Here is a 19,897-nt window from a genome sequence, read left to right on the forward strand (position 1 = left end):
GAGCCAGTTACAGATACTTCAACCACGCGATGTCCCGTCGCCGGGCCTTCAATGCCGAGAACCAGCGCACGGCCGGGAACAACGCAACCGCCAGCACCATCGCCGCCAGCCACACCGCCGCCACCGACGAGAAGCCGAAATAACTGCCCTGATTGAGCCCGACCAACGCCACACCGATCAGGTACAGCACCTTCAGTGCATACAGATGCAGCAGATAGAAAAACATCGGCGCCGAACCGAACACCGTCAGCCAGCGAATCCAGCGTCGATCCTGCGCGCGCTCGAACACCAGCAACAGCAGCAGCCCGACGCTCACCGTCAGCGTGATGAACAACAGCGACGGCGGGTACTTGGTGATGTTGAGAAAACTCATCAGGGTTTGCAGGCTGCTGTCACTGATCGACCACGGTTTCTCGCCGTAACCGTTGACCAGCCGCAACGTCACGAAACCCAGCAGCCCGGCGACACCACCGATCAACAAGCGGCGCTGGCGCACGCCTGCATCGGCAGCGCGGGCGAACCACGGCCCCAGCGCGTAACCCAGACCGATCACGCCGATCCATGGCAGCAGTGGGTACGAGGTGCGCAGACGCAAGCTTTCACTGACTTCGATCCAGCCCCGATCATGCAGGATTGCCCATGGCACGTGCAGTGCCGACTCGGTTCCAAAGTGCAGTCCGTCGAGCAGGTTGTGCCCGGCGATGATCGCCAGGCTCAGCGTCAACAGCAGCCAGCGTGGCAGCCAGACCAGCAGCGACAGCGCGATCATGCTCAGGCCGATCGCCCAGATCACTTGCAGGTAGATCACGGTCGGTGGCAGCTGGAACGTCCAGGCGAAATTCACCAGGGTGAATTCGAGCGCTACCAGAAACAGTCCGCGCTTGAACAGGAAGGCACTGACATCAGCCTTGCCGTCGTACTTCTCGCCGAACAGCCACGCCGACAACCCGGTCAGGAGCACAAACACCGGCGCGCACAGATGCGCCAGAGTGCGGCTGAAAAACAGCGCCGGTTCCGTACTGGCGATGTCCATTGGATCGGACACCTGACGATGCAACAGAAAGGTTTCGCGCACGTGATCCAGCAACATGAACAGAATCACCAGGCCACGCAGCGCATCAATGGACAACAACCGGCCAGTCGCCGGCGGGACGTTTCGGGGAACAGCAAGGCTCATGAAAGGTTCGCAATCGAGTGAGGAGTTCGACCGGGCCGCGTGCAAACGGCCCGACTATTTACGTTACTTTATAACATAAAAACCCGCTTCAATTGCTAACGGCTCTCAAGCCGTGCGCAGTTGCTCAAGCAGCACCTGCAACGGATGACGCACTGCTCGGTCGGCCTGGCGCTTGACCTGGCTGCGGCACGAATAACCGGTCGCCAGTGCTTCGCCCCGCTCTACCGGCGCCTCGATCTGCTTTGCCCAGGACTGCTCGTAAATCACCGCCGAGGTCTCGCGATTGCGCGCTTCGTGCCCGTAGGTGCCGGACATTCCGCAGCAGCCGGTAGCCTGAGTCGTCAGTTTCAAGCCGACACGTTCGAACACTTGCTCCCATTGGCGAGTCGCGGCGGGTGCGTTGGTTTTTTCGGTGCAGTGCGCCAGCAGGCGGAAGCTTTCAACCTCTCGCGAATCCGTCCGCTGCGGCATGACCTTTAGCAGCCACTCCTGCACCAGCGCCACCTCCGGGCATTTTTCCATCCCCGGCACTTTCAGATATTCCTGGCGATAAACCAGCGTCATCGCCGGATCTAGCCCCACGAGCGGCACACCGATCTCGGCCAGCGCGCGCAGTTGCCCGGCATTGCGCAACGCCGCGCGATTGAACGCCGACAGGAAGCCCTGCACATGCAGCGGCTTGCCGTTGGCGCTGAACGGCGCCAGATAAACCTGATACCCCAGTCGCGAAATCAGCTCGATCAGATCCGCCAGCAGTGGCGCCTCGAAATACCGGGTGAACGCATCTTGTACCAGCACCACGCTGCGCTCACGTTGCGCCTGGGTCAGCGCCGCAAGCACCTCGACCGACGCTGGCTGAACCTGCCAGCGGCGCATCGCCGCGTGGAAATCGAAACGGCTGAGTAACGGCACATCGAGCATGCCGCCGAGACGCTCGATCAAGCGACGGCTGAACGAGGCCCCCATCAAGCTGTTATAGAGCAACGGAATCCGCGCCATGTACGGAATCGTGTATTCCAGCGAGGCGATCAGATAATCCCGCGCCGGCCGCAGGTAACGGGTGTGGTACAGCTCGAGGAACCGCGAACGGAAGTCCGGTACGTTGACCTTCACCGGGCACTGCCCCGCGCAGGACTTGCACGCCAGGCAGCCGGCCATGGCGTCGTACACCTCGTGGGAGAAGTCTTGTTCCTGCGCGCGGCTGTTGCGCCAGCGCTGCAATAACGTGCTGAAAAACGGCGGACGGCGACTGGCATCGGACAACACATCGACACCCGCTTCGCCCTGCAAACGCAGCCACTCGCGAATCAGCGAGGCGCGGCCTTTTGGTGATTGCGCGCGCTGGCGGGTGGCTTTCCACGACGGGCACATCGCATCGTCGGGATCGAAGTTGTAGCAGGCGCCGTTGCCGTTGCAGTGCATGGCCGCGCCGTAGTCCTGCCAGACTTTTTCGTCGATCTGCCGATCAAGTTCGCCGCGCAGGGTCACTTCGTCGATCTTCAGCAATGCAGCGCCGGGAATATCCGGCGTGGCGATCTTGCCGGGATTGAACTGGTTGAACGGATCGAACGCCGCCTTCAAGGCTTGCAGCGCCGGGTATAACTCGCCGAAAAAGGCCGGTGCGTATTCCGAGCGCAGGCCTTTGCCGTGCTCGCCCCACAACAGGCCACCGTAACGCTGGGTCAGCGCGGCGACGCCGTCCGACACCGGTCGTACCAACGCCGCTTGTTGCGGGTCTTTCATGTCGAGAATCGGCCGCACGTGCAGCACGCCGGCATCGACGTGGCCGAACATGCCGTATTGCAGATTGTGGCTGTCGAGCAGTTCGCGCAGTTCGGCGATGTACTCGGCCAGGTGTTGCGGCGGCACGGCGGTGTCTTCGACAAAGGGCTGCGGCCGCGCTTCACCGGCGACGTTACCGAGCAAACCCACCGCACGCTTGCGCATGCCATAAACGCGGTTCACCGCCGCATGACCGACGGCCAGCGTGTGGCCCAATCGCTCGACTGTCGCATCGTTACCCAAGTGCTGAACGAAAGCCTCGACCCGGCCTTGCAGCTCCTCGGGATCGTCGCCGCAGAACTCCACCAGATTGATCCCCAGCGTCGGCCGTTCGGCGCTTTCCGGGAAATACTCGGCGACGCCGTGCCAGACGATGTCCTGCATCGCCAGCAACAACACTTTGGAGTCGACGGTTTCAATCGACAGCGGCTTGAGCGCCATCAACGCCCGCGCGTCACGCAACGCGTCCATGAAGCCGGCGTAACGAATGTTCACCAGCATGGTGTGCTTGGGGATCGGCAACACGTTGAGCTTGGCCTCGACCACAAACCCCAGTGAACCTTCGGCGCCGCACAGCACGCTGTTGAGGTTGAAACGGTTGTCGACCTCGCGCAGGTGCGCCAGGTCGTATCCGGTCAGGCAGCGGTTGAGGTCGGGGAAGGTTTCCCGGATCAACTCGCCCTGCTCATCGATGATCTGCCGCGCGCAGCGATACACCTCGCCGGCCCGGCCCTCGCGGGCGCATTCTGCTGCCAGCTCACTTTCTTCCAGCGGGCGGCCATGCAAACGCTCTCCACCACGCAGAACCATATGCAGTTCCAGAACGTGGTCGCGGGTCTTGCCATAAGTGCAACTGCCCTGGCCGCTGGCGTCGGTGTTGATCATGCCGCCGACGGTGGCGCGGTTCGACGTGGACAGCTCCGGAGCGAAAAACAGCCCGGCGGATTTCAGTGCCGCGTTCAGTTGATCCTTCACCACGCCGGCCTGTACCCGCACCCAGCGCTGTTCAACGTTGATTTCAAGAATGCGGTTCATGTGCCGCGACAGGTCGACGACGATGCCGTCGGTCAACGACTGACCGTTGGTGCCAGTACCGCCACCGCGAGGGGTGATCACGACTTTCTGGTACGCCGGCTCGGCAATCAGGCGTGCCAGCAGCGCCACGTCGTCAGCATCGCGCGGGAATACCGCCGCTTGCGGCAAGCGCTGATAGATCGAGTTGTCAGTGGCCAGCACCACGCGGCTGGCGTAGTCGGCACTGATTTCGCCACGAAAACCACTGGCTTCAAGAGCTTTGAGAAACTGTTGGTAATCGGTGTTCAACGTGGTGGAAGGCGACAGCTGGGCAATCATCGGGCGTGCAATCTCGGTCAAAAACGGGCCGTGTGGCGGTGAACAGTTGTGCGCAATGAATGATTGCGTCACGCTCCCGCCATCTCATAGGCCTTATATTCATTGCAGAGCGATGCCGGGACAACCGTAAAATCGACCCGCAATCCATGACTAAAACGAATGAATCCGCGAACTCTCACTCCCTCGATGTCGTTGCTGCTGGCGTTTGAAGCCGCCGCACGCCATGAAAGCTACACCCGCGCCGCCCACGAACTGTCGCTGACCCAGAGTGCGGTCAGTCGTCAGGTGCAGATTCTGGAAAAGATGCTCGGCATGCGCCTGTTCAGTCGCGAAGGCCGGCGGGTGATCCTTACCGACGTCGGGCGCATGTATCAGCGCGAACTGTCTGAAGCCCTCGGGCAGATCCGCAGTGCGACGTTGCAGGCAATGGCGTTCGGCTCGGGAATTCATAGCCTGCGCCTGGCGACTCTGCCGACCTTCGGCTCGAAATGGCTGTTGCCGCGCCTGAAGGATTTCTACACCGCGCACCCCGGCATGACCGTGCACCTGCATTCGCGCATCGAAGCCATCGACTTCGACACCAGTGAAATCGACGCGGCGATTTGTGTTGGCGGCGGTGACTGGCCGGGGCTGACCGCCCACCGCCTGCACACCGAAGAACTGGTGGTGATCGCCAGTGCGCAATTGTCCGACGCCGAACGTCGTGCGGCCGACCAGGATATCGCCGGGCAGCTTCTTCTCAATGTCAGCAGCAACGCTCAGGCCTGGTCCGAGTGGTTCAGCCATCACGCCCTGCCCCATCGCAGCATGCGCATCGGGCCGAGCTTCGAGATGACCTCGCACCTGATCCAGGCCGTGCGCGCCAATATCGGTATCGGGCTGGTGCCGAGGATTCTGGTGGAGGATGAGCTGCACAGCGGTGAGCTGCTGCAACTGGGGGAGCCGATCAGCAGTCGGCGCAGCTATTACCTGGTGTACCCGGCGCGCAATGAGTCGTTGGCGTCGTTGAAGGCGTTTCGGGATTGGCTGGTGCAGACGCTTTGAGTTGGCGAGCCTGAACCGGGGAGTTGGCAACCGGGGCGAATAATCGCCCCTTATATCGGCTAACGCTTCAGCGGTGGTGGTGCCTTTGGACCCTTGATCAGTGGTTGATCCAACAACTTCCCGTCAGGTCCGACGAATAGGCGTTCCAAATGTTTCGGCATTGGTTGCGGTGCTCTGGCAGTCATGATGATTCCTCTGATGCTGGGCTGAACTCAACCCATTTAACCTTCGCGGAATCTATCAGCAAAAATTCGGCGCCAATAGGATCCAATTTGCCATCGTCGTTGAGCCAGCGTGGAAACTTCATCAAAAACTGACCGGCATTCGACTCCGGTGGCCACTCGACGGGCCAGCCTAGAACGCGCCTTTCATCATCCAGATGAAGGGTGATGAATCGGTCATACTGAGCGAAGGCGCAGAACCATTCACTGGGATAGGAAGATTGTTTCGTTACGTTTCTGCTGCGCAACCACCTATGCAATTTGCCATTGGTAGCCAGACAACAAGCGATCAACCCCAACAGCAACGAAGCAAAAAATGCCCAGCACGCTTCAGCCTTGGCATCCCACTTTCCTACGGAAAATCCCTTCTCCCCCACCCACACACAAACCGCTCCGATCCCCAACACAATCCCGTGAATCACAAACGTAAAAATCAACGCCTGCAAAATCTGCCCGAACGTATCCGGCCGCTTGAACGCCGTCAGGGAATAGAAAATCCAGGTCGAGACAAACCCCGGGATCAGGTACTGCAACAGCGGAATCACCTCTTTCACCAGATCATCCATGATCGGTCGCTCCTTGAATCAAAAAACCAATCCTCCAGAAACAGCAATGCCGGCCCGTAATGGGCCGGCATTCAAAGCCTAGTGCACGCTGGAAAGACGCTTGCGATCAACTGTCACCGCGCATTACGCATCCTGCAGAATCAGATCCGCGCCCTTCTCCGCCACCATCAGCACCGCCGCATGGGTGTTGCCTGACGTGACGTTGGGGAAGATCGACGCATCGACGATCCGCAACCCGTCAAGGCCATGCACCTTGAGGCGCTTGTCGACCACCGAAGTCTGCTCATCCGCGCCCATCGCACAGGAACCGCACAGGTGATAGATCGAACCGCAGTTATCTCGGAAGTACTGCAGCATCTGCTCGTCGCTTTCCACCGCCGGCCCCGGCAAGACTTCATCAACCGTGATGCCCTTCAGCGCCGGAGCGCCCATGATCTTGCGCATCAGGCGACTGCCCTGGATGACCTCGTCGATGTCCTTCTGCGTGCTCAGGTAGTTCGGGTCGATCATCGCTGCATCGCGCGGATTTTTCGAAGCAATCTCGATGCGCCCACGACTGGTCGGGCGGCACGGGTTGAAGCACAGCAGAAAGCCTGAATACGGCTCGGGCTTGAGGCTGGCCTTGTTGTTTTTCGGAATCTGGTACGACAGCGGGTTGAAATACAGCTGCAGGTTCGGATGACTCTGTTCCGAATTGCCACGGAAGAATCCGCCGGCCTGATTGACGCTCATCGCCAGCGCGCCTTTGCGGGTCAGCAGGTATTTCACGCCGAGCTTGAACTGGCCAAACAGCGAGCTGAGCTCATCGTTCAGGGTCGGGACGTTGGCCTTGTAGTAATAGCTGACGCACAGGTGATCCTGCAGGTTCTGCCCCACCGCCGGCAGGTGCTTGACCAGCGGAATCTGGTGCTTTTCCAACAACGCACGATCAGCCACGCCGGACAGTTGCAGGATCTTCGGTGTGTCGACGGCGCCCGCACACAGGATCACTTCCTTGCGCGCCGTGAAGGTCCGCACCACGCCATGCTGAGTGATGGAAATGCCGGTGGCGCGCTGCTGGCTTTCATCGAACAGGACACGATCGACCAACGCGTAATGCTCGACCGTCAGATTCGGCCGACTCAGCGCCGGGTGCAGATGGGCGAAGCTGCTGGAGCTGCGTTGACCGTTGCGGGTGTTGACGTCATAGATGCCCGCACCTTCGAATTTCGGCCCGTTGAAATCGTCGCTGCGCGGGTAACCGAGTTCATCACAGCCCTTGAGGAACACGTCGCAGATCGGGTGGGTCTGGCCGGCCATCGGGGTGATGCTGATCGGGCCGCTGCCGCCGTGATATTCGCTGTCGCCCAGCGGATGGTTTTCCAGCTTGCGAAAGTACGGCAGCACGTCCTTGAAGCCCCACCCGTCGTTGCCGTTGGACGCCCAGTCGTTGAAGTCATGGGCCTGGCCGCGCACGTAGATCATCGCGTTGATCGAGCCCGAGCCGCCCTGGACCTTGCCGCGCGGGGCGTAGATTTCACGATTGCCCAACTGCTTCTGCGGCTGGCTGTAGTACATCCAGTTGAAGGTCGGGTTGTAATACATTTTGGCGAAGCCGACCGGGATCTTGAACCACAGGGAACTGTCCTTGCCGCCCGCCTCCAGCAGCAGCACCGTGTGTTGGCCCGAGGCCGAGAGCCGATTGGCCAGGACGCAGCCAGCGGCGCCTGCGCCAGCGATGATGTAGTCGTATGTCATGCACGGTTACCGCGTAAGTCTTTTTATCGAACCCGCCCGTTGCCGGGCGGGGAAATCCCGTCAGCCCTTGGCCGGCGATGTGTCTTTGACGTCGGCCGGAGTCGGGGCCATCTGCAGGTGCAGACGTTCACCGGTGTACGGCGAATGCTTGCGCACCACGTCCATGTTCAGCTCCACGCCCAGGCCCGGCTCGGTGGACGGGATGATGTAACCGTCCTCCCACTGCAACGGCTTTTTCAGGACCTCGGCGTGGAAGCCGCCCCAGGTCTCGATGCTTTCCTGGATCAGGAAGTTCGGCGTGCAGGCCGCGAGCTGGAAACTCGCCGCCGCACCAATCGGCCCGTTGTACAGATGCGGGGCGATTTGCGCGTAATAGGCCTCGGCCATGCTGGCAATCTTCTTGCCTTCGAGCAGGCCGCCGCAGCGCGCCACGTTCATCTGCAGAATCGACGCACCGCCGGCCTGCAACAGCTTGAAGAACTCGTACTTGGTGGTCAGGCGTTCGCCAGTGGCGATCGGAATGCTGGTCTTGGCCGCGACTTGCGCCATGGCCTCTTCCTGGCCTGGCGGCACCGGTTCTTCGAACCACAGCGGATCGTATTTCTCCAGGCGCTTGGCCAGACGAATTGCCGAGGACGGCACCATTTGTCCGTGGGTACCGAACAGCAGATCGCACTTGTTGCCCACCGCTTCGCGGATCTTGCGGCAGAAAGTTTCGCAGCGCTCCAGCACTTCCAGCGAAATCTGGTGCCCGGAGTACGCGGTGTACGGCCCGGCCGGGTCAAACTTCACGGCGGTGAAGCCCTTGTTCATGTTGTCGATGGCGCACTCGGCGGCCAGGTCCGGGTCGTCATAGTCGTACTCGCCACGGCTGTTGACCGGGTACAGGTAGGTGTAGGAACGCAGGCGTTCGTGAACCTTGCCGCCGAGCAGTTCGTAGACCGGCTTGTTCGCAGCCTTGCCGATGATGTCCCAGCAGGCCATTTCCAGACCGCTGACCACGCCCATCATGGTCAGGTCGGGACGCTGGGTGAAACCGCTCGAATAGGCCTGACGGAAGAAGCGTTCGATGTGGTGCGGATCCTGATTCAGCAGGTAGCGCTCGAACACGTCTTCGATGATCGGCAGCATGGCTTTGGGGCCGAAGGTCGCGGCGTAGATTTCGCCGACACCTTCGATGCCGCAGTCTGTCTTGAGCTTGACGAACAGCCAGTACATGCCGCCGATGTGCGGTGGCGGTACGGCGACGATATGGGTTTCAAGGGCGACGATTTTCATCTCAGGCACCTGTCTTTTTCAGAGATTTGCGATTGATTCGGGCACGCAGGGTCACGGCAGCCAGGGTGCCGATCAGACCGATGGCGGCGATGTAGCCGAAATAGAGCTTGTAGCCGAGGGCGCCGGGGAAATGCTCAGTGAGGTAGCCGTTGATCAACGGGATAAAAGCATCCGGCATGTAACCGACCACCGAAACGATGCCGATGGCCAGTCCGGTGATGCGCAGCGGAATGTTGCAGCTGTCGAGGATCGCCCAGTACAGACCGCGAATCGCGTAGGTCATCAGGCCGATGAAAATCACTGTCGCGATCAGCAGCCCCATGCTGTTGAGCGCCGGGAACACGATCAGGCCGACAATCGCCAGACTCGCCAGCAACAGCGCAACGATCAGCACCGAGATGTTCGAAAACTTGTCCCCCAACCAACCGCCACCGATGCCGCCGATCGGGCGCATCCACAGTTTAATCGTGGTGATGGTGCCGGCCATGACGGCGGTCAGGCCGCTGCCTTGCAGGTAGTCCGAGAAACTGTAGGTGGCCCAGAAGATGTGATAACCGCAAAACACGATCGCGGTGACCAGCCACAGTTCAGGAATCTTCACCAATGTCGCCAGATCAGTGAACAGATTGAACTTACCCTTCTCCACCTGCGGCGTGTCCTCCATCGACGTCGGGTCCTTGATCAGCACCAGCACACAGCCGATGGCGATACAGGTGAAGGCGTAGAGATAAACCACGTGTTTGAAACCTTCGGCAGTGGACTCGCCACGGGTTTCGGTGGCGTAGGCGAACAGCCCGAGCGCAACCGTTGCCAGCAGCGCTTCGACCAGTCCGCGCCCCCCATCGAGAATGCCGAAGAAACGGCCCTGCTCGGTGTGATGGGCAATCATCTTCACGCGCTTGAGCACCGAGGCCCAGAACGTCAGGCCGGTGGTCAGCCCCCAGCAGCCGAAGATGATCATCAGCCCGGTCATCGACGGCGCCGTCGAATACCACAGACCCAGCGCGCCAGTGGCCACCAGCGAAAAGAAAATCAGGAAACGCGGCGCGATACGGTCGGCCAGCCAGCCGCTCGGCAAGTAACTGAGCAGGAAAATCGTCCCCAGCATCGAGTACAGATAACCCAGCTCGCTGTGGCTGATCTGGAACACCTCGAGCATGGTCGTCTGATAGACCTGACGCAGGTACAGAATCGGGTAGATCGCACCGGCGGCGAGCACCAGCAACATCAGTTGGAAATAGCGACTTCCCTTGTCGCTGCGGCTTTTCGAAGCCGAGTTGGAACCCTGAACAGCGGCAGCAGTGGATGCATGCTTGGACATTGAAGTGACCTCGGGCGACCCGTGCTCCGGGCGCCCCTGATAATTGTTTTTATAGGTGTAGCGTGAGGCGTGCTGCGGTGGATCAGTACTTCATGACCACAAGGCGGGTCTGGGTGAATTCGAGCATGCCGTGCTTGCCGTCATCGCCGCCCAGGCCCGAGCGTTTCCAGCCGGCGTGGTAGCCCTGATACGGATCGGCCGGGGTACGGTTGACGTACAACTCGCCGGCTTCGATGGCGTTGGCGACTTTCTGCGCGGTGCGGTAGTTCTCGGTGTAGAGCACCGACGACAGGCCGAACTGGTGATCGTTGGCCATGGCCAGCGCTTCGTCGATGTCGCGGTACGTGAGCACCGGCAGCACAGGGCCGAAGATTTCTTCCTGGACGATTTCCATGTCCTGGCGGCAACCGCTGAGCAGCGTTGGCGGGTAGAAATGCCCCGGCCCCTCAGGCAGCACACCGCCGCTTTCGAGGACGGCGCCGTCGGCAATCGCGCGCTCGACCATGGCGTGAATGTTCTTCTGCGAACTGGCGTTGACCAGCGGGCCCATCAGGCTGGCGTCCGAGGCGCGGTCACCGAACTTCACGGCGACGATCTTCGCTTTGAGTAATGCGAGGAATTGGTCGTGAACGCTTTCCTGCACGTAGACCCGCTCCACCGCCGTGCACAACTGGCCGCAGTGAGTGGTCTTGGAGGCGATGATTGCGCTCGCGGCGGCTTCAAGATCAGCGTCGGCTTCGATGATTGCCGGGGTCTTGCCGCCCAGTTCCAGCGACGGCTTGGCAATGTTGGCCTTGCAGTAGTCGAGGACGATGCGCCCGGCGTTGACGCTGCCGGTCAGGGTAATCAGGCCCACGGCTTTATGCGTGCAAACGGCTGCAGCGGTGGCGTGATCCATGGTCAGGATGTTGACCACGCCGGCCGGCATGCCCGATTGCTCCACGGCTTTGGCGATTTCGAACGCCGATGTCGGGGTGTTGTTGCTCGGGCGCACCACCACGGTGTTGCCGGCAATCAGCGCCGGAGCGATTTTGCGCAGCAAGGTGTAGACCGGGTAGTTGAACGGAATCAGGCACGCAACGACGCCAATCGGCTCGCGGTGCAGGAACAGGTTTTCGTCAGGGCTGTCGCTGGGAATGATCTCGCCTTCGATGCGGCGCGCCCACTCGGCGTGGTAACGGGTGATCTGCGCGGCATAACGGGCTTCGCTGCTGGCGTCGCTCAGGCTTTTGCCGGACTCGGCGGCCAGGGCGGCGCCGATGGATTCGGCGCGATCCTCAAGGGCAGCCGCAAACGCTCGCAGGTGTTCGGCGCGCTCGATGCTGGTGAATTTGCCCCAGGTCTTTTGCGCCTTGGCGGCAGCATCGACTGCCGCCGTGGCCTCTTCGGCAGTGGCGGCCGACACCTGGCCAATCAATGCTTCAGTGGCCGGGTTGTAGACCGCGATCAGCGCCGCGCTGGCCGGTTCGATGAAGTGGCCGTTAACAAAATTTCGCTCGACTCGCATGTGCATCGCCCATCGTTTGTTTTTATCGATGGCGCCAGTCTTGTCATCGACAGCGGGTTCAACAAACGATTTATCCGGCGATCAAACATTCGAAAAAGGCATGTTACTCAGGAAATCGCCTTCGAAGGCTCAAGCTGGCGCTGCGCCAGCCAGATCTCTTCCTGCAACCACTGACTGAACGCCTGCAATTGCGGCATCTGCGTCTGTTCCGGGCGGGTCACCAGCCAGTAGGACTGGTGACCCTCGACATGGACGTTATGCACTTGGGTCAACTGCCCGCTGGCCAGCTCCGAGGCAACCATGTGCCAGTCGGCAATGGTGATCCCCAGGCCATCGACCGCTGCCTGAATCGCCAGATCCAGCAGGTCGAATTCATAACCGCCCTGGGTATCGACGCCGCTGATGCGCGCCGCGTCGAGCCAGTGTTTCCAGGTCAGGTAGCGCTGATCTTCCCGGGCCAGCACATGCAGCAGCGTCAGGCGATTGAGGTCGATGCCCTGATCGCCGCCCTCCCGCGCGTAAAGCGTTGGCGAGCACACAGCGATGTGCCGTTCCTGAATCAGCAGCGAACTGTCGAGCCCGTCCCACTCGCCGTCGCCAAAACGGATCGCGCAATCGAGGGTGCTGGTTTCCGCGAGGCTGTCCTGCAAGCGGGTGGTGATGCTCAGTTCCAGTTCCGGATGCTGCTCGCGCAATCGCCCGAGGCGTGGCATCAACCAGCGGCTGGTGAAGGTGGGCGGCGCGTTGATGTGCAAGCGGTTGGCGTGGGTTTTCTGCTGGATGCTGCGCACCGTCAGCTCGATCTTGTCGAACGACTGATGCAGCGCCCGCAGCAGAATCTTGCCGGCGCCGGTCAGTTCGAGATGGTGATGGCGGCGCTCCAGCAGACTCTCGCCGAGCTGTTCTTCCAGCTGCCGCACCTGACGACTGACCGCGCTCTGGGTGACATTGAGCAACTCGGCGGCGCGGGTGAAGCTGCCGGTGCTGCCAGCCACTTCGAATGCTTTGAGCGCATTCAGGCCGGGCATTTTGCGTTTCATACAAGGCACTCGAAAACCACTGACAAGGCGCAAAGCATCCCACGACACTGGCGAATTGTCCTACAGGATTTTCTGAGTAACATGCATTCGATGCAGGTTTCCCTGACGTTTTTATCGTTTGTTCTGCAGCGGGCGGATGGCAAAACTGCGCGGCATCTCTAATAAAAACAATCGAGAGCCGCTCCATGCCCTTCCCTGCATTTTTGCGCCTGCGCACCACCTCCATCGCTCTGTTCTGCAGCATTGCCGCCCCGGCCATGGCGGTCCAGGTCACCGACAATCTCGACCTTGGCGGCGCCATTCGTGCCCGTTGGGACGTGGACCCGGATCGCGACATCCAGAAGTTCGGCCTCGACACGGTGTTCCTCAGCGCCAAGTACAACTCCGACTCGTGGATCGGTGAAGCGCAATACCGCTTCTACGGCCGCTCCTACCCGTATCAGTACACCAAAAACTACGGCGACATCCGCTTCGCCAAGTTCGCGTGGGTCGGCTACAAGTTCAATCCCGACCAGCAAGTGCAAGTGGGCCTGAACACCGTGCCGTTCGGTTTGCAGCCGTACTTCGGTAGCACCTTCTACGAAACCCTGGGCAACGTCATCGGCCTGGAAGACGTGCAACAGATCGGCACCAAATACATCCAGCAAAGCGGCGACTGGAATATCCAGGCCGGCTACTACCTGCGTCCGGCCTGGCAAGGCAAAGGCACTAGCAAAGGCGTGACGTATTCGAGCGTGGTGTCCGAAGCCGACAGCTACGTGGCCGACGGCAGCAACAACCAGGAGCGCAACACCGTGGTGCTGCGGGTCGCCAGGTCGCTGGATCTGGGGCCTTGGAAATCCGAAGTCGGAATCTCCGCCCTGACCTCGACCCTCGAAAACAAAGACACCGACAACGACGGCCGACGCAACGCCGTGGCCGTGCATTACCTCGGCAAGAATGGCCCTTGGGGCGTGCAGTTGCAGGCGGCGCGGCAGCAGATGTCGCCACGCAATGCCAGCACCGATGAACTGGTGACGCTCGGCGGATACGACGGCACTTACAACGTCGCCAGTCGCGGCAATCTGTATGTGGCTGATTTGAGTTACGACGTCGGCGGCAAATATCTGTTCGACCAAGTCAGCGGGATCAAGCTGTACGCCAACTACAGCGCCCTCGACAAGTCTGCCAGCGGCTTCAAGACGTCCGAGCGAATGATCCTCGGTACCTCATTCTCGGTAAGCAAGTTGTGGGTCGCGACCGAATGGCTGTTCGGCAAAAACGATCCGTACATCGGGGGCAGCAGCTACACCCAAAGCCTTGGCGCCGGTGGGCTGGATCAGTGGGAGAACCAGTTATATGTGAACGTCGGGTATTACTTCTGACGTTAAAAAAAATCGCAGCCAGGGCTGCGATTTTTTTTGCCTGCCCGTTGCGAATTCACCTTGCATCCGCACCGCCTCGATAGTCAGATAGCCCTCACCCCAAAACAACAATAAACCGCCCGATCCGGAGTCTCGCCTCCATGCGTCAACTGCCCTCGCTCAACACCCTGCGCGTGTTCGAAGAAGTCGCCCGTCATCGCAGTTTCAGTCAGGCCGCTATCGGGTTGAACGTCACCCAGGGCGCGGTCAGTCGCCAGATCAAACAGCTTGAAGACTACCTCGGCGTGGCGCTGTTCGTGCGCACACCGCAAGGGCTGTCGCTGACCGAAGCCGGCAGCAATCTTTCCCCGCATCTGGCCGAGGCCTTCGACCACATCGAACGTTCTCTGCAAGCGGTGCGCGTGCCCAATCTGCGCCAGCGCTTGAAAGTGCTCGCACCGCCGACCTGGGCCACGCGCTGGCTGTCGCCACACCTGCGCGCGTTCTGCCAGCGCTACCCGGACATCAACCTCAGCGTCACCAATCAGATCGGCCACGACAGCCTCACGGAAGTCGATTGCCACATCCGCTTCGGCCTCGCAGCAGCGCCCCATTGCTCCAGCCAATTGTTGGTGATGGAACGGCACATCGCAGTGGCCAGCCCGGAGCTGTTCAACGGCGATCAGCCGCCGGATCTGCGGGAATATCCATTGCTGCACATCCTGCACGACGGCAAGCGTTTGAAGGTCTGGGAGAACTGGTTGGCGGCCATGGGCCGGGACGACATCGATGCCGGGCAAGGGCTGGAATTTAGCACCCTGGATCAGGTGATCCACACCGCGCTGGCCGGCGGCGGTCTGGCGGTGATCGACCGGCAGATGATCGAAAAGGAACTGGCCAACGGCAGCCTGCTGCCGATCACCCCGATTGAGGTGATCGGCCCTTATGGCTATTGGCTGGATGTGACGAATGACAAGCAAGGACTGTCGAAAGTGAAGCTGTTTACCGAGTGGCTAGGGGTTGTCAGCAACCCCTGACCTGCACTCATCAGACGGGCGTGGCGACTTTCCCGACCGACGTAACACCGACCTCCACCGGACTCTGCGCCTTGCACGCCTGACTCAACGTCAACGACTTGGTCTCCGGCGCCCAGGCCCACGACAGCCACGCACCGATCGCCAGGATCGCCGCAAGAATCCCCATCGTCGGGCTCAACCCGATCCCTGCCACACTCACCGGCAACAGGAACGTACTCACCGCCGAGCCCAGACGACTCACCGCCGTCGCCAGACCAATCCCGCTGGCCCGCACTTCCGTCGGGAAACTTTCCGCCGGGAACACGCCCACCAGATTGCTCACCGCCGACAACACCAGCGTGAACACGCCGAACACCAGCACCATCAGCCACGCCGCACTGCCCGGCAACACCGCCAGCAGAAACAACGCTACCGCCAGAATGATGAACGAGTTGATCAAGAATCCGCGCCGGGTGAATTTGATCGTGCACCAGATGCCGATCAACGCGCCGAGGATCAGCAGCATGTTGAGCATCAGCTCGGTGCCGAAGCCTTCGGCCAGGCCCATCTTCTGCAGGATCGACGGCAGGAAGGTGTAGATGGCGAAGTACGGCATGACGATGCACACGAAGAACAGGCAGTTGAACGCCGTGCGCTTGCGGTATTCGCGGCTGAACAGCACCGCGTAGCCCGAGCGGGTTTCGCTGGAACGGGTTTCGTCCAGCTCGACATTGTCGCCCAAGTGTTTTTTAACGATGGCACGGGCTTCCGCCACGCGGCCCTGATTGACCAGCCAGCGCGGCGACTCCGGCGTACCGATTCGCGCGATCAGAATCAGCGCAGCGGGGACCGCCGACGACGCCAGCATCCAGCGCCAGGCATCGTCACCGAGACTGAGCATGGCCGTACCGACGAAGGTCGCTGCAACATAGCCGAAGGTCCAGATCACGCTGAACGAACCCAGCAACACGCCGCGATGTTTCTTCGGCGCGAACTCGGCGAGCATCGCGTGGCCGACGCTGAAATCCCCGCCCAGACCGATGCCGATCAGCACCCGGCAGAGAAACAGGCTCATGGCGGTTTCGACGTAGAACTGCATCACCGAAGCGATAGTGATCAGCACGAAGCTGACCAGGAAGATTTTCTGCCGGCCGACCTTGTCCGAGATCCAGCCGAAAAACAGACTGCCGAGAAACAGGCCGATCAGCGCCGATGCGCCGATCAGGCCCTGCCAGAACGCATTGAGCTGCATCTGCGGGCTGAGCAAGGTGAATGCGATACCGATCAGGCCAAGAATGTAGCCGTCGGTGAAGTGCGCGCCGAAGGTCAGGCCAGCAATCTTGATGTGGAAGCGCCCGATGGGCAGGTCATCGATCTTTGCGGGTTGAGCGGACATATTCGTCTCCAATTGTTGTTATTGACGGAGAAACGGAAAGCGCTGGGAGAAACCTGCGGGAGCAAACTCCCACAGGATTCGGGGTGGTCTATAGACCGCCCATCAACAGGTATTTGATCTCCAGATAGTCATCCAGACCGTACTTCGAACCTTCACGCCCAAGGCCCGATTCCTTGATGCCACCGAACGGCGCCACCTCCGTGGAGATGATCCCTTCGTTGATGCCGACCATCCCGGCCTCCAGCCCTTCGGCCATGCGCCAGACCCGGCCGATGTCGCGGCTGTAGAAGTACGCCGACAAGCCGAACGGCGTATCGTTGGCCCGCGCCAGCACCTCGGCCTCGTCCTTGAAACGGAAGCACGCGGCCACCGGGCCGAAGGTTTCGTCCTGGGCGATCAACATGTCGCCGTTGGCTTCGGTGAGGATGGTCGGCTCGTAGAACGTGCCGCCCAAGGCATGACGACGGCCGCCGCACAACAGCGTGGCGCCCTTCTCCAGCGCATCGCTCACGTGGGCTTCAACCTTGGCCAGCGCAGCGGCATTGATCAGCGGACCTTGCTCAGTCTCGCCGTCCAGCGCGCTGCCCACGCGCATCGCCGCCACGGCTTCGGCGAGTTTGCCGGTGAAGGCTTCGTAGACACCGTCCTGAATGAAGAAGCGGTTGACGCACACGCAGGTCTGCCCGGTGTTGCGGAATTTCGAGGCCATTGCGCCCTTCACGGCCGCATCGATGTCGGCATCGTCGAAGACAATGAACGGCGCGTTGCCGCCCAGTTCCAGCGAGACCTTTTTAAGGGTGTCGGCAGCCTGGCGCATCAGCAATTTGCCGGTGCGGGTCGAGCCGGTGAACGACAGCTTGCGCACCACGCTGGATGCTTGCAGCGCGCCGCCGATGGCCACCGCGTCGCCGGAGACGATGTTGAATACACCGGCCGGAATCCCGGCCTGCTCGGCCAGCACCGCCAGGGCGAACGCCGACAGCGGGGTTTCTTCCGACGGTTTGAGGATCATTGTGCAACCCGCCGCCAGCGCCGGGCCGACCTTGCGGGTGACCATCGCCAGTGGGAAGTTCCACGGTGTGATCGCCGCGACCACACCGATGGCCTCCTTGGTCACGATGATCCGCGCATCGGCCTTGTGGCTCGGGATCACATCGCCATAGGCACGCTTGGCTTCTTCACCGAACCACTCGAGAAAACTCGCGGCGTAGACCACCTCGCCCTTGGCTTCGGCCAGCGGTTTACCCTGCTCGCGGCTGAGCAGGGTCGCCAGATCCTGCTGGTTGGCGAGCATCAGATCGCTCCAGCGTTTCAGGCGCTGACTGCGCTCTTTGGCGGTGAGTTTGCGCCAGGCCGGCAAGGCACGATTGGCCGCCTCGATAGCGAGGTTGGTTTCCTCGGCACCAGCCTTTTGCACGTCGGTGATCAACTCACCGTTGGCCGGGTTGCGCACCGGGTAAGTGGCGCCGCCCTGGCCCCACTGACCGTCGATAAAGTTGCCGTGACGGATCAACTCGCTCATGCCACCGCCCCCTGCAACGTGAAGCGCTCATGCCCCGGACGGGCCGTGCGCAGGATGCGTTTGCCGGCGGTGTAATCGTTGATCACGTCGCACGGGGTGTAGTTGCGTTCCAGCTCATGCAGCTCTTCCGCATCGAGTTTTGTTTCCAACGCCGCCAGTGCGCTGTCGAACTGCGCCGTGGTGTCGGCGCCGACCAGCATGCAGTCCACGCCCGGATGATTGGCGACCCAGGCCTGAGCGATCTGCGCGTTCGACACGCCACGGGCACGGGCCACGCGCTGCACCGAATGAGCGATTTCGAAAGAGGCTTCGTCGCTGTACATCTGCTGGGTGAAGAAGTCGGTCTGGTTGCGGGTCGATTGCACGTCACCGGTCAACAGACCACGGGCCAGCGGACTGAACACCGACACGCCGATGCCCTGATCGCGGCAGAACGGAATCATCTCGCGCTCTTCTTCGCGGTAAGCGCAGTTCAGTTGCAGCTGCATGTTGATCGGCTTGACCCAACCGTTGCGCTCGCAGGCCATGAGGATTTTCGCCAGTTGACCGGTGAGCATGGTCGAGACGCCGATGTAACGCGCCTTGCCGGAACGCACGATGTCGTTCAGTGCGCCCATGGTTTCTTCGACCGGGGTGTTCACATCGAAATAATGCAGCATGAACACATCGACATAATCCATGTCCAGACGCTTCAGCGAGGCATCGATGCTGTCCATGATGTGCTTGCGCGAATGGCCGCTGGCATTGATTGCGTTGCGGGTGCCGTAGCCGACCTTGGTGGTGATCACCAGGTCTTCGCGACGGGCCAGACGCTTGACAATGCGCCCCACCACTTCCTCGCCGACACCGGCGGAATAGAAGTCCGCCAGGTCAATGAAGTTCACACCGTTGTTGAGGGCGTGGGCGACGATCGGCTCGCTTTGTTTTTCATTGAAGATCCACGGCTTCCAGTCCGGGGTGCCCATGTTCATGGTACCCAGGCACAGGCGGGAGACTTGCAGGCCGGAGTTGCCCAAACGAATGTATTGCATGGCGCGAACCTCAGGCTTTTGGCGTGTAGAAAGGGTTGCTGATGTGGTTGACCACATCTTTGAGCTGCGCGGTTTCCGGCTTGCCGGTCAGGGCGGCGCGGATCGCGGTGCGGCAGGCGTTGTAGTTGTTCAGGTAGACCGCATCGAGGTCGTCGCAGGCCGGGTTGACCCAGTTGGCGGTGACAATTGCCCACTCGTCTTCGGCTTCCGGCGGCAGCGTGCCGTCGAGCAGCGCTTCGAGCACAGCCTTGGCGATACCGGCCTGGGAAGCGCCCCACGTTGCGTTGCCGTGCAGGTCGCTGCTGATCGCAGCCTTGTTGACGTACAGGGTCATCGGCTTGACCGGGATGTTCGGCTGGGCGATCACCATGAACGGGCAATGGCCCTGGCTCGGCGACGCCAGGCTGTTGGCAAACGCCTGCCCCGCCGGGCCATTGCGCGGGCCGATCAGGATATTGATGTGCGCGGCGTTCACGCCCGGGCCTTCGAAACCTTCACCGATGTACAGGTCGAGTTCTTTCATCAGTCATTACTCTTTGCGATGCAGAGGTTTTTTTTGGGGG

The 19,897-nt window shown here is 61.0% G+C and carries 15 protein-coding genes; 3 read left to right on the forward strand and 12 right to left on the reverse strand.

Annotated features, from left to right (window positions below; all coding sequences use genetic code 11):
• Positions 1–7: 7 nt before the first annotated feature.
• Both CAF87_RS14015 and CAF87_RS14020 read right to left on the reverse strand, forming a co-directional pair.
• Positions 8–1,177 (reverse strand): DUF1624 domain-containing protein, encoded by a 1,170-nt coding sequence (locus CAF87_RS14015; protein ID WP_085731925.1) that lies wholly within the window; start codon positions 1,175–1,177, stop codon positions 8–10.
• 105 nt (positions 1,178–1,282) lie between these two features.
• The gene (locus CAF87_RS14020; protein WP_085732258.1) at positions 1,283–4,312 is read right to left on the reverse strand and encodes an FAD-binding and (Fe-S)-binding domain-containing protein; all 3,030 of its coding nucleotides are present in this window, start codon (positions 4,310–4,312) and stop codon (positions 1,283–1,285) included.
• A gap of 159 nt (positions 4,313–4,471) precedes the next feature.
• Here CAF87_RS14020 and CAF87_RS14025 point away from each other — a divergent pair, with 159 nt between their 5' ends.
• A complete protein-coding gene (locus tag CAF87_RS14025; protein WP_085731926.1) occupies positions 4,472–5,356 on the forward strand; it encodes a LysR substrate-binding domain-containing protein in 885 nt (294 codons plus the stop codon).
• Between the two features lie 181 nt (positions 5,357–5,537).
• Here the strand turns inward: CAF87_RS14025 and CAF87_RS14030 are convergent, their stop codons facing one another.
• The 6 genes from CAF87_RS14030 to CAF87_RS14055 form a co-directional block, all read right to left on the reverse strand.
• The gene (locus tag CAF87_RS14030) at positions 5,538–6,143 is read right to left on the reverse strand and encodes a DUF6338 family protein (protein ID WP_085731927.1); all 606 of its coding nucleotides are present in this window, start codon (positions 6,141–6,143) and stop codon (positions 5,538–5,540) included.
• A 123-nt stretch (positions 6,144–6,266) separates the two neighbouring features.
• A complete protein-coding gene (locus CAF87_RS14035; protein ID WP_085731928.1) occupies positions 6,267–7,880 on the reverse strand; it encodes a GMC family oxidoreductase in 1,614 nt (537 codons plus the stop codon).
• Positions 7,881–7,940: 60 nt separating this feature from the next.
• Entirely contained in the window at positions 7,941–9,158 is a 1,218-nt protein-coding gene (locus CAF87_RS14040) for a mandelate racemase/muconate lactonizing enzyme family protein (protein WP_085731929.1), read from the reverse strand.
• A gap of 1 nt (position 9,159) precedes the next feature.
• Positions 9,160–10,479 (reverse strand): nitrate/nitrite transporter, encoded by a 1,320-nt coding sequence (locus tag CAF87_RS14045; protein ID WP_085731930.1) that lies wholly within the window; start codon positions 10,477–10,479, stop codon positions 9,160–9,162.
• 82 nt (positions 10,480–10,561) lie between these two features.
• Entirely contained in the window at positions 10,562–11,986 is a 1,425-nt protein-coding gene (aldA, locus tag CAF87_RS14050) for an aldehyde dehydrogenase (protein ID WP_085732259.1), read from the reverse strand.
• Between the two features lie 107 nt (positions 11,987–12,093).
• Positions 12,094–13,026, reverse strand: a complete 933-nt coding sequence (locus tag CAF87_RS14055) for a LysR substrate-binding domain-containing protein (protein ID WP_085731931.1) — start codon at positions 13,024–13,026, stop codon at positions 12,094–12,096.
• Positions 13,027–13,211: 185 nt separating this feature from the next.
• Here CAF87_RS14055 and CAF87_RS14060 point away from each other — a divergent pair, with 185 nt between their 5' ends.
• Both CAF87_RS14060 and CAF87_RS14065 read left to right on the forward strand, forming a co-directional pair.
• Positions 13,212–14,390 carry a hypothetical protein gene (locus tag CAF87_RS14060; protein WP_085731932.1) on the forward strand — a complete coding sequence of 393 codons (1,179 nt, stop codon included), beginning with the start codon at positions 13,212–13,214 and terminating at the stop codon, positions 14,388–14,390.
• A gap of 140 nt (positions 14,391–14,530) precedes the next feature.
• Complete coding sequence (locus CAF87_RS14065) at positions 14,531–15,406, forward strand: LysR substrate-binding domain-containing protein (RefSeq protein WP_085731933.1); 876 nt, start codon at positions 14,531–14,533, stop codon at positions 15,404–15,406.
• 10 nt (positions 15,407–15,416) lie between these two features.
• Here the strand turns inward: CAF87_RS14065 and CAF87_RS14070 are convergent, their stop codons facing one another.
• The 4 genes from CAF87_RS14070 to fae form a co-directional block, all read right to left on the reverse strand.
• On the reverse strand, positions 15,417–16,781 hold the full coding sequence (locus CAF87_RS14070) for an MFS transporter (RefSeq protein ID WP_085731934.1): 1,365 nt from the start codon (positions 16,779–16,781) through the stop codon (positions 15,417–15,419).
• An 88-nt stretch (positions 16,782–16,869) separates the two neighbouring features.
• Positions 16,870–18,303, reverse strand: a complete 1,434-nt coding sequence (locus tag CAF87_RS14075) for an NAD-dependent succinate-semialdehyde dehydrogenase (RefSeq protein WP_085731935.1) — start codon at positions 18,301–18,303, stop codon at positions 16,870–16,872.
• Positions 18,300–19,334 carry an aldo/keto reductase gene (locus tag CAF87_RS14080; protein WP_085731936.1) on the reverse strand — a complete coding sequence of 345 codons (1,035 nt, stop codon included), beginning with the start codon at positions 19,332–19,334 and terminating at the stop codon, positions 18,300–18,302. Before CAF87_RS14080 ends, CAF87_RS14075 begins: the two co-directional genes overlap by 4 nt.
• Before the next feature lie 10 nt (positions 19,335–19,344).
• A complete protein-coding gene (gene fae, locus CAF87_RS14085; RefSeq protein ID WP_007950493.1) occupies positions 19,345–19,857 on the reverse strand; it encodes a formaldehyde-activating enzyme in 513 nt (170 codons plus the stop codon).
• Positions 19,858–19,897 lie beyond the last annotated feature (40 nt).

The sequence above is a fragment of the Pseudomonas sp. R38(2017) genome, assembly GCF_002112395.1.
Classification (GTDB): Bacteria; Pseudomonadota; Gammaproteobacteria; order Pseudomonadales; family Pseudomonadaceae; genus Aquipseudomonas.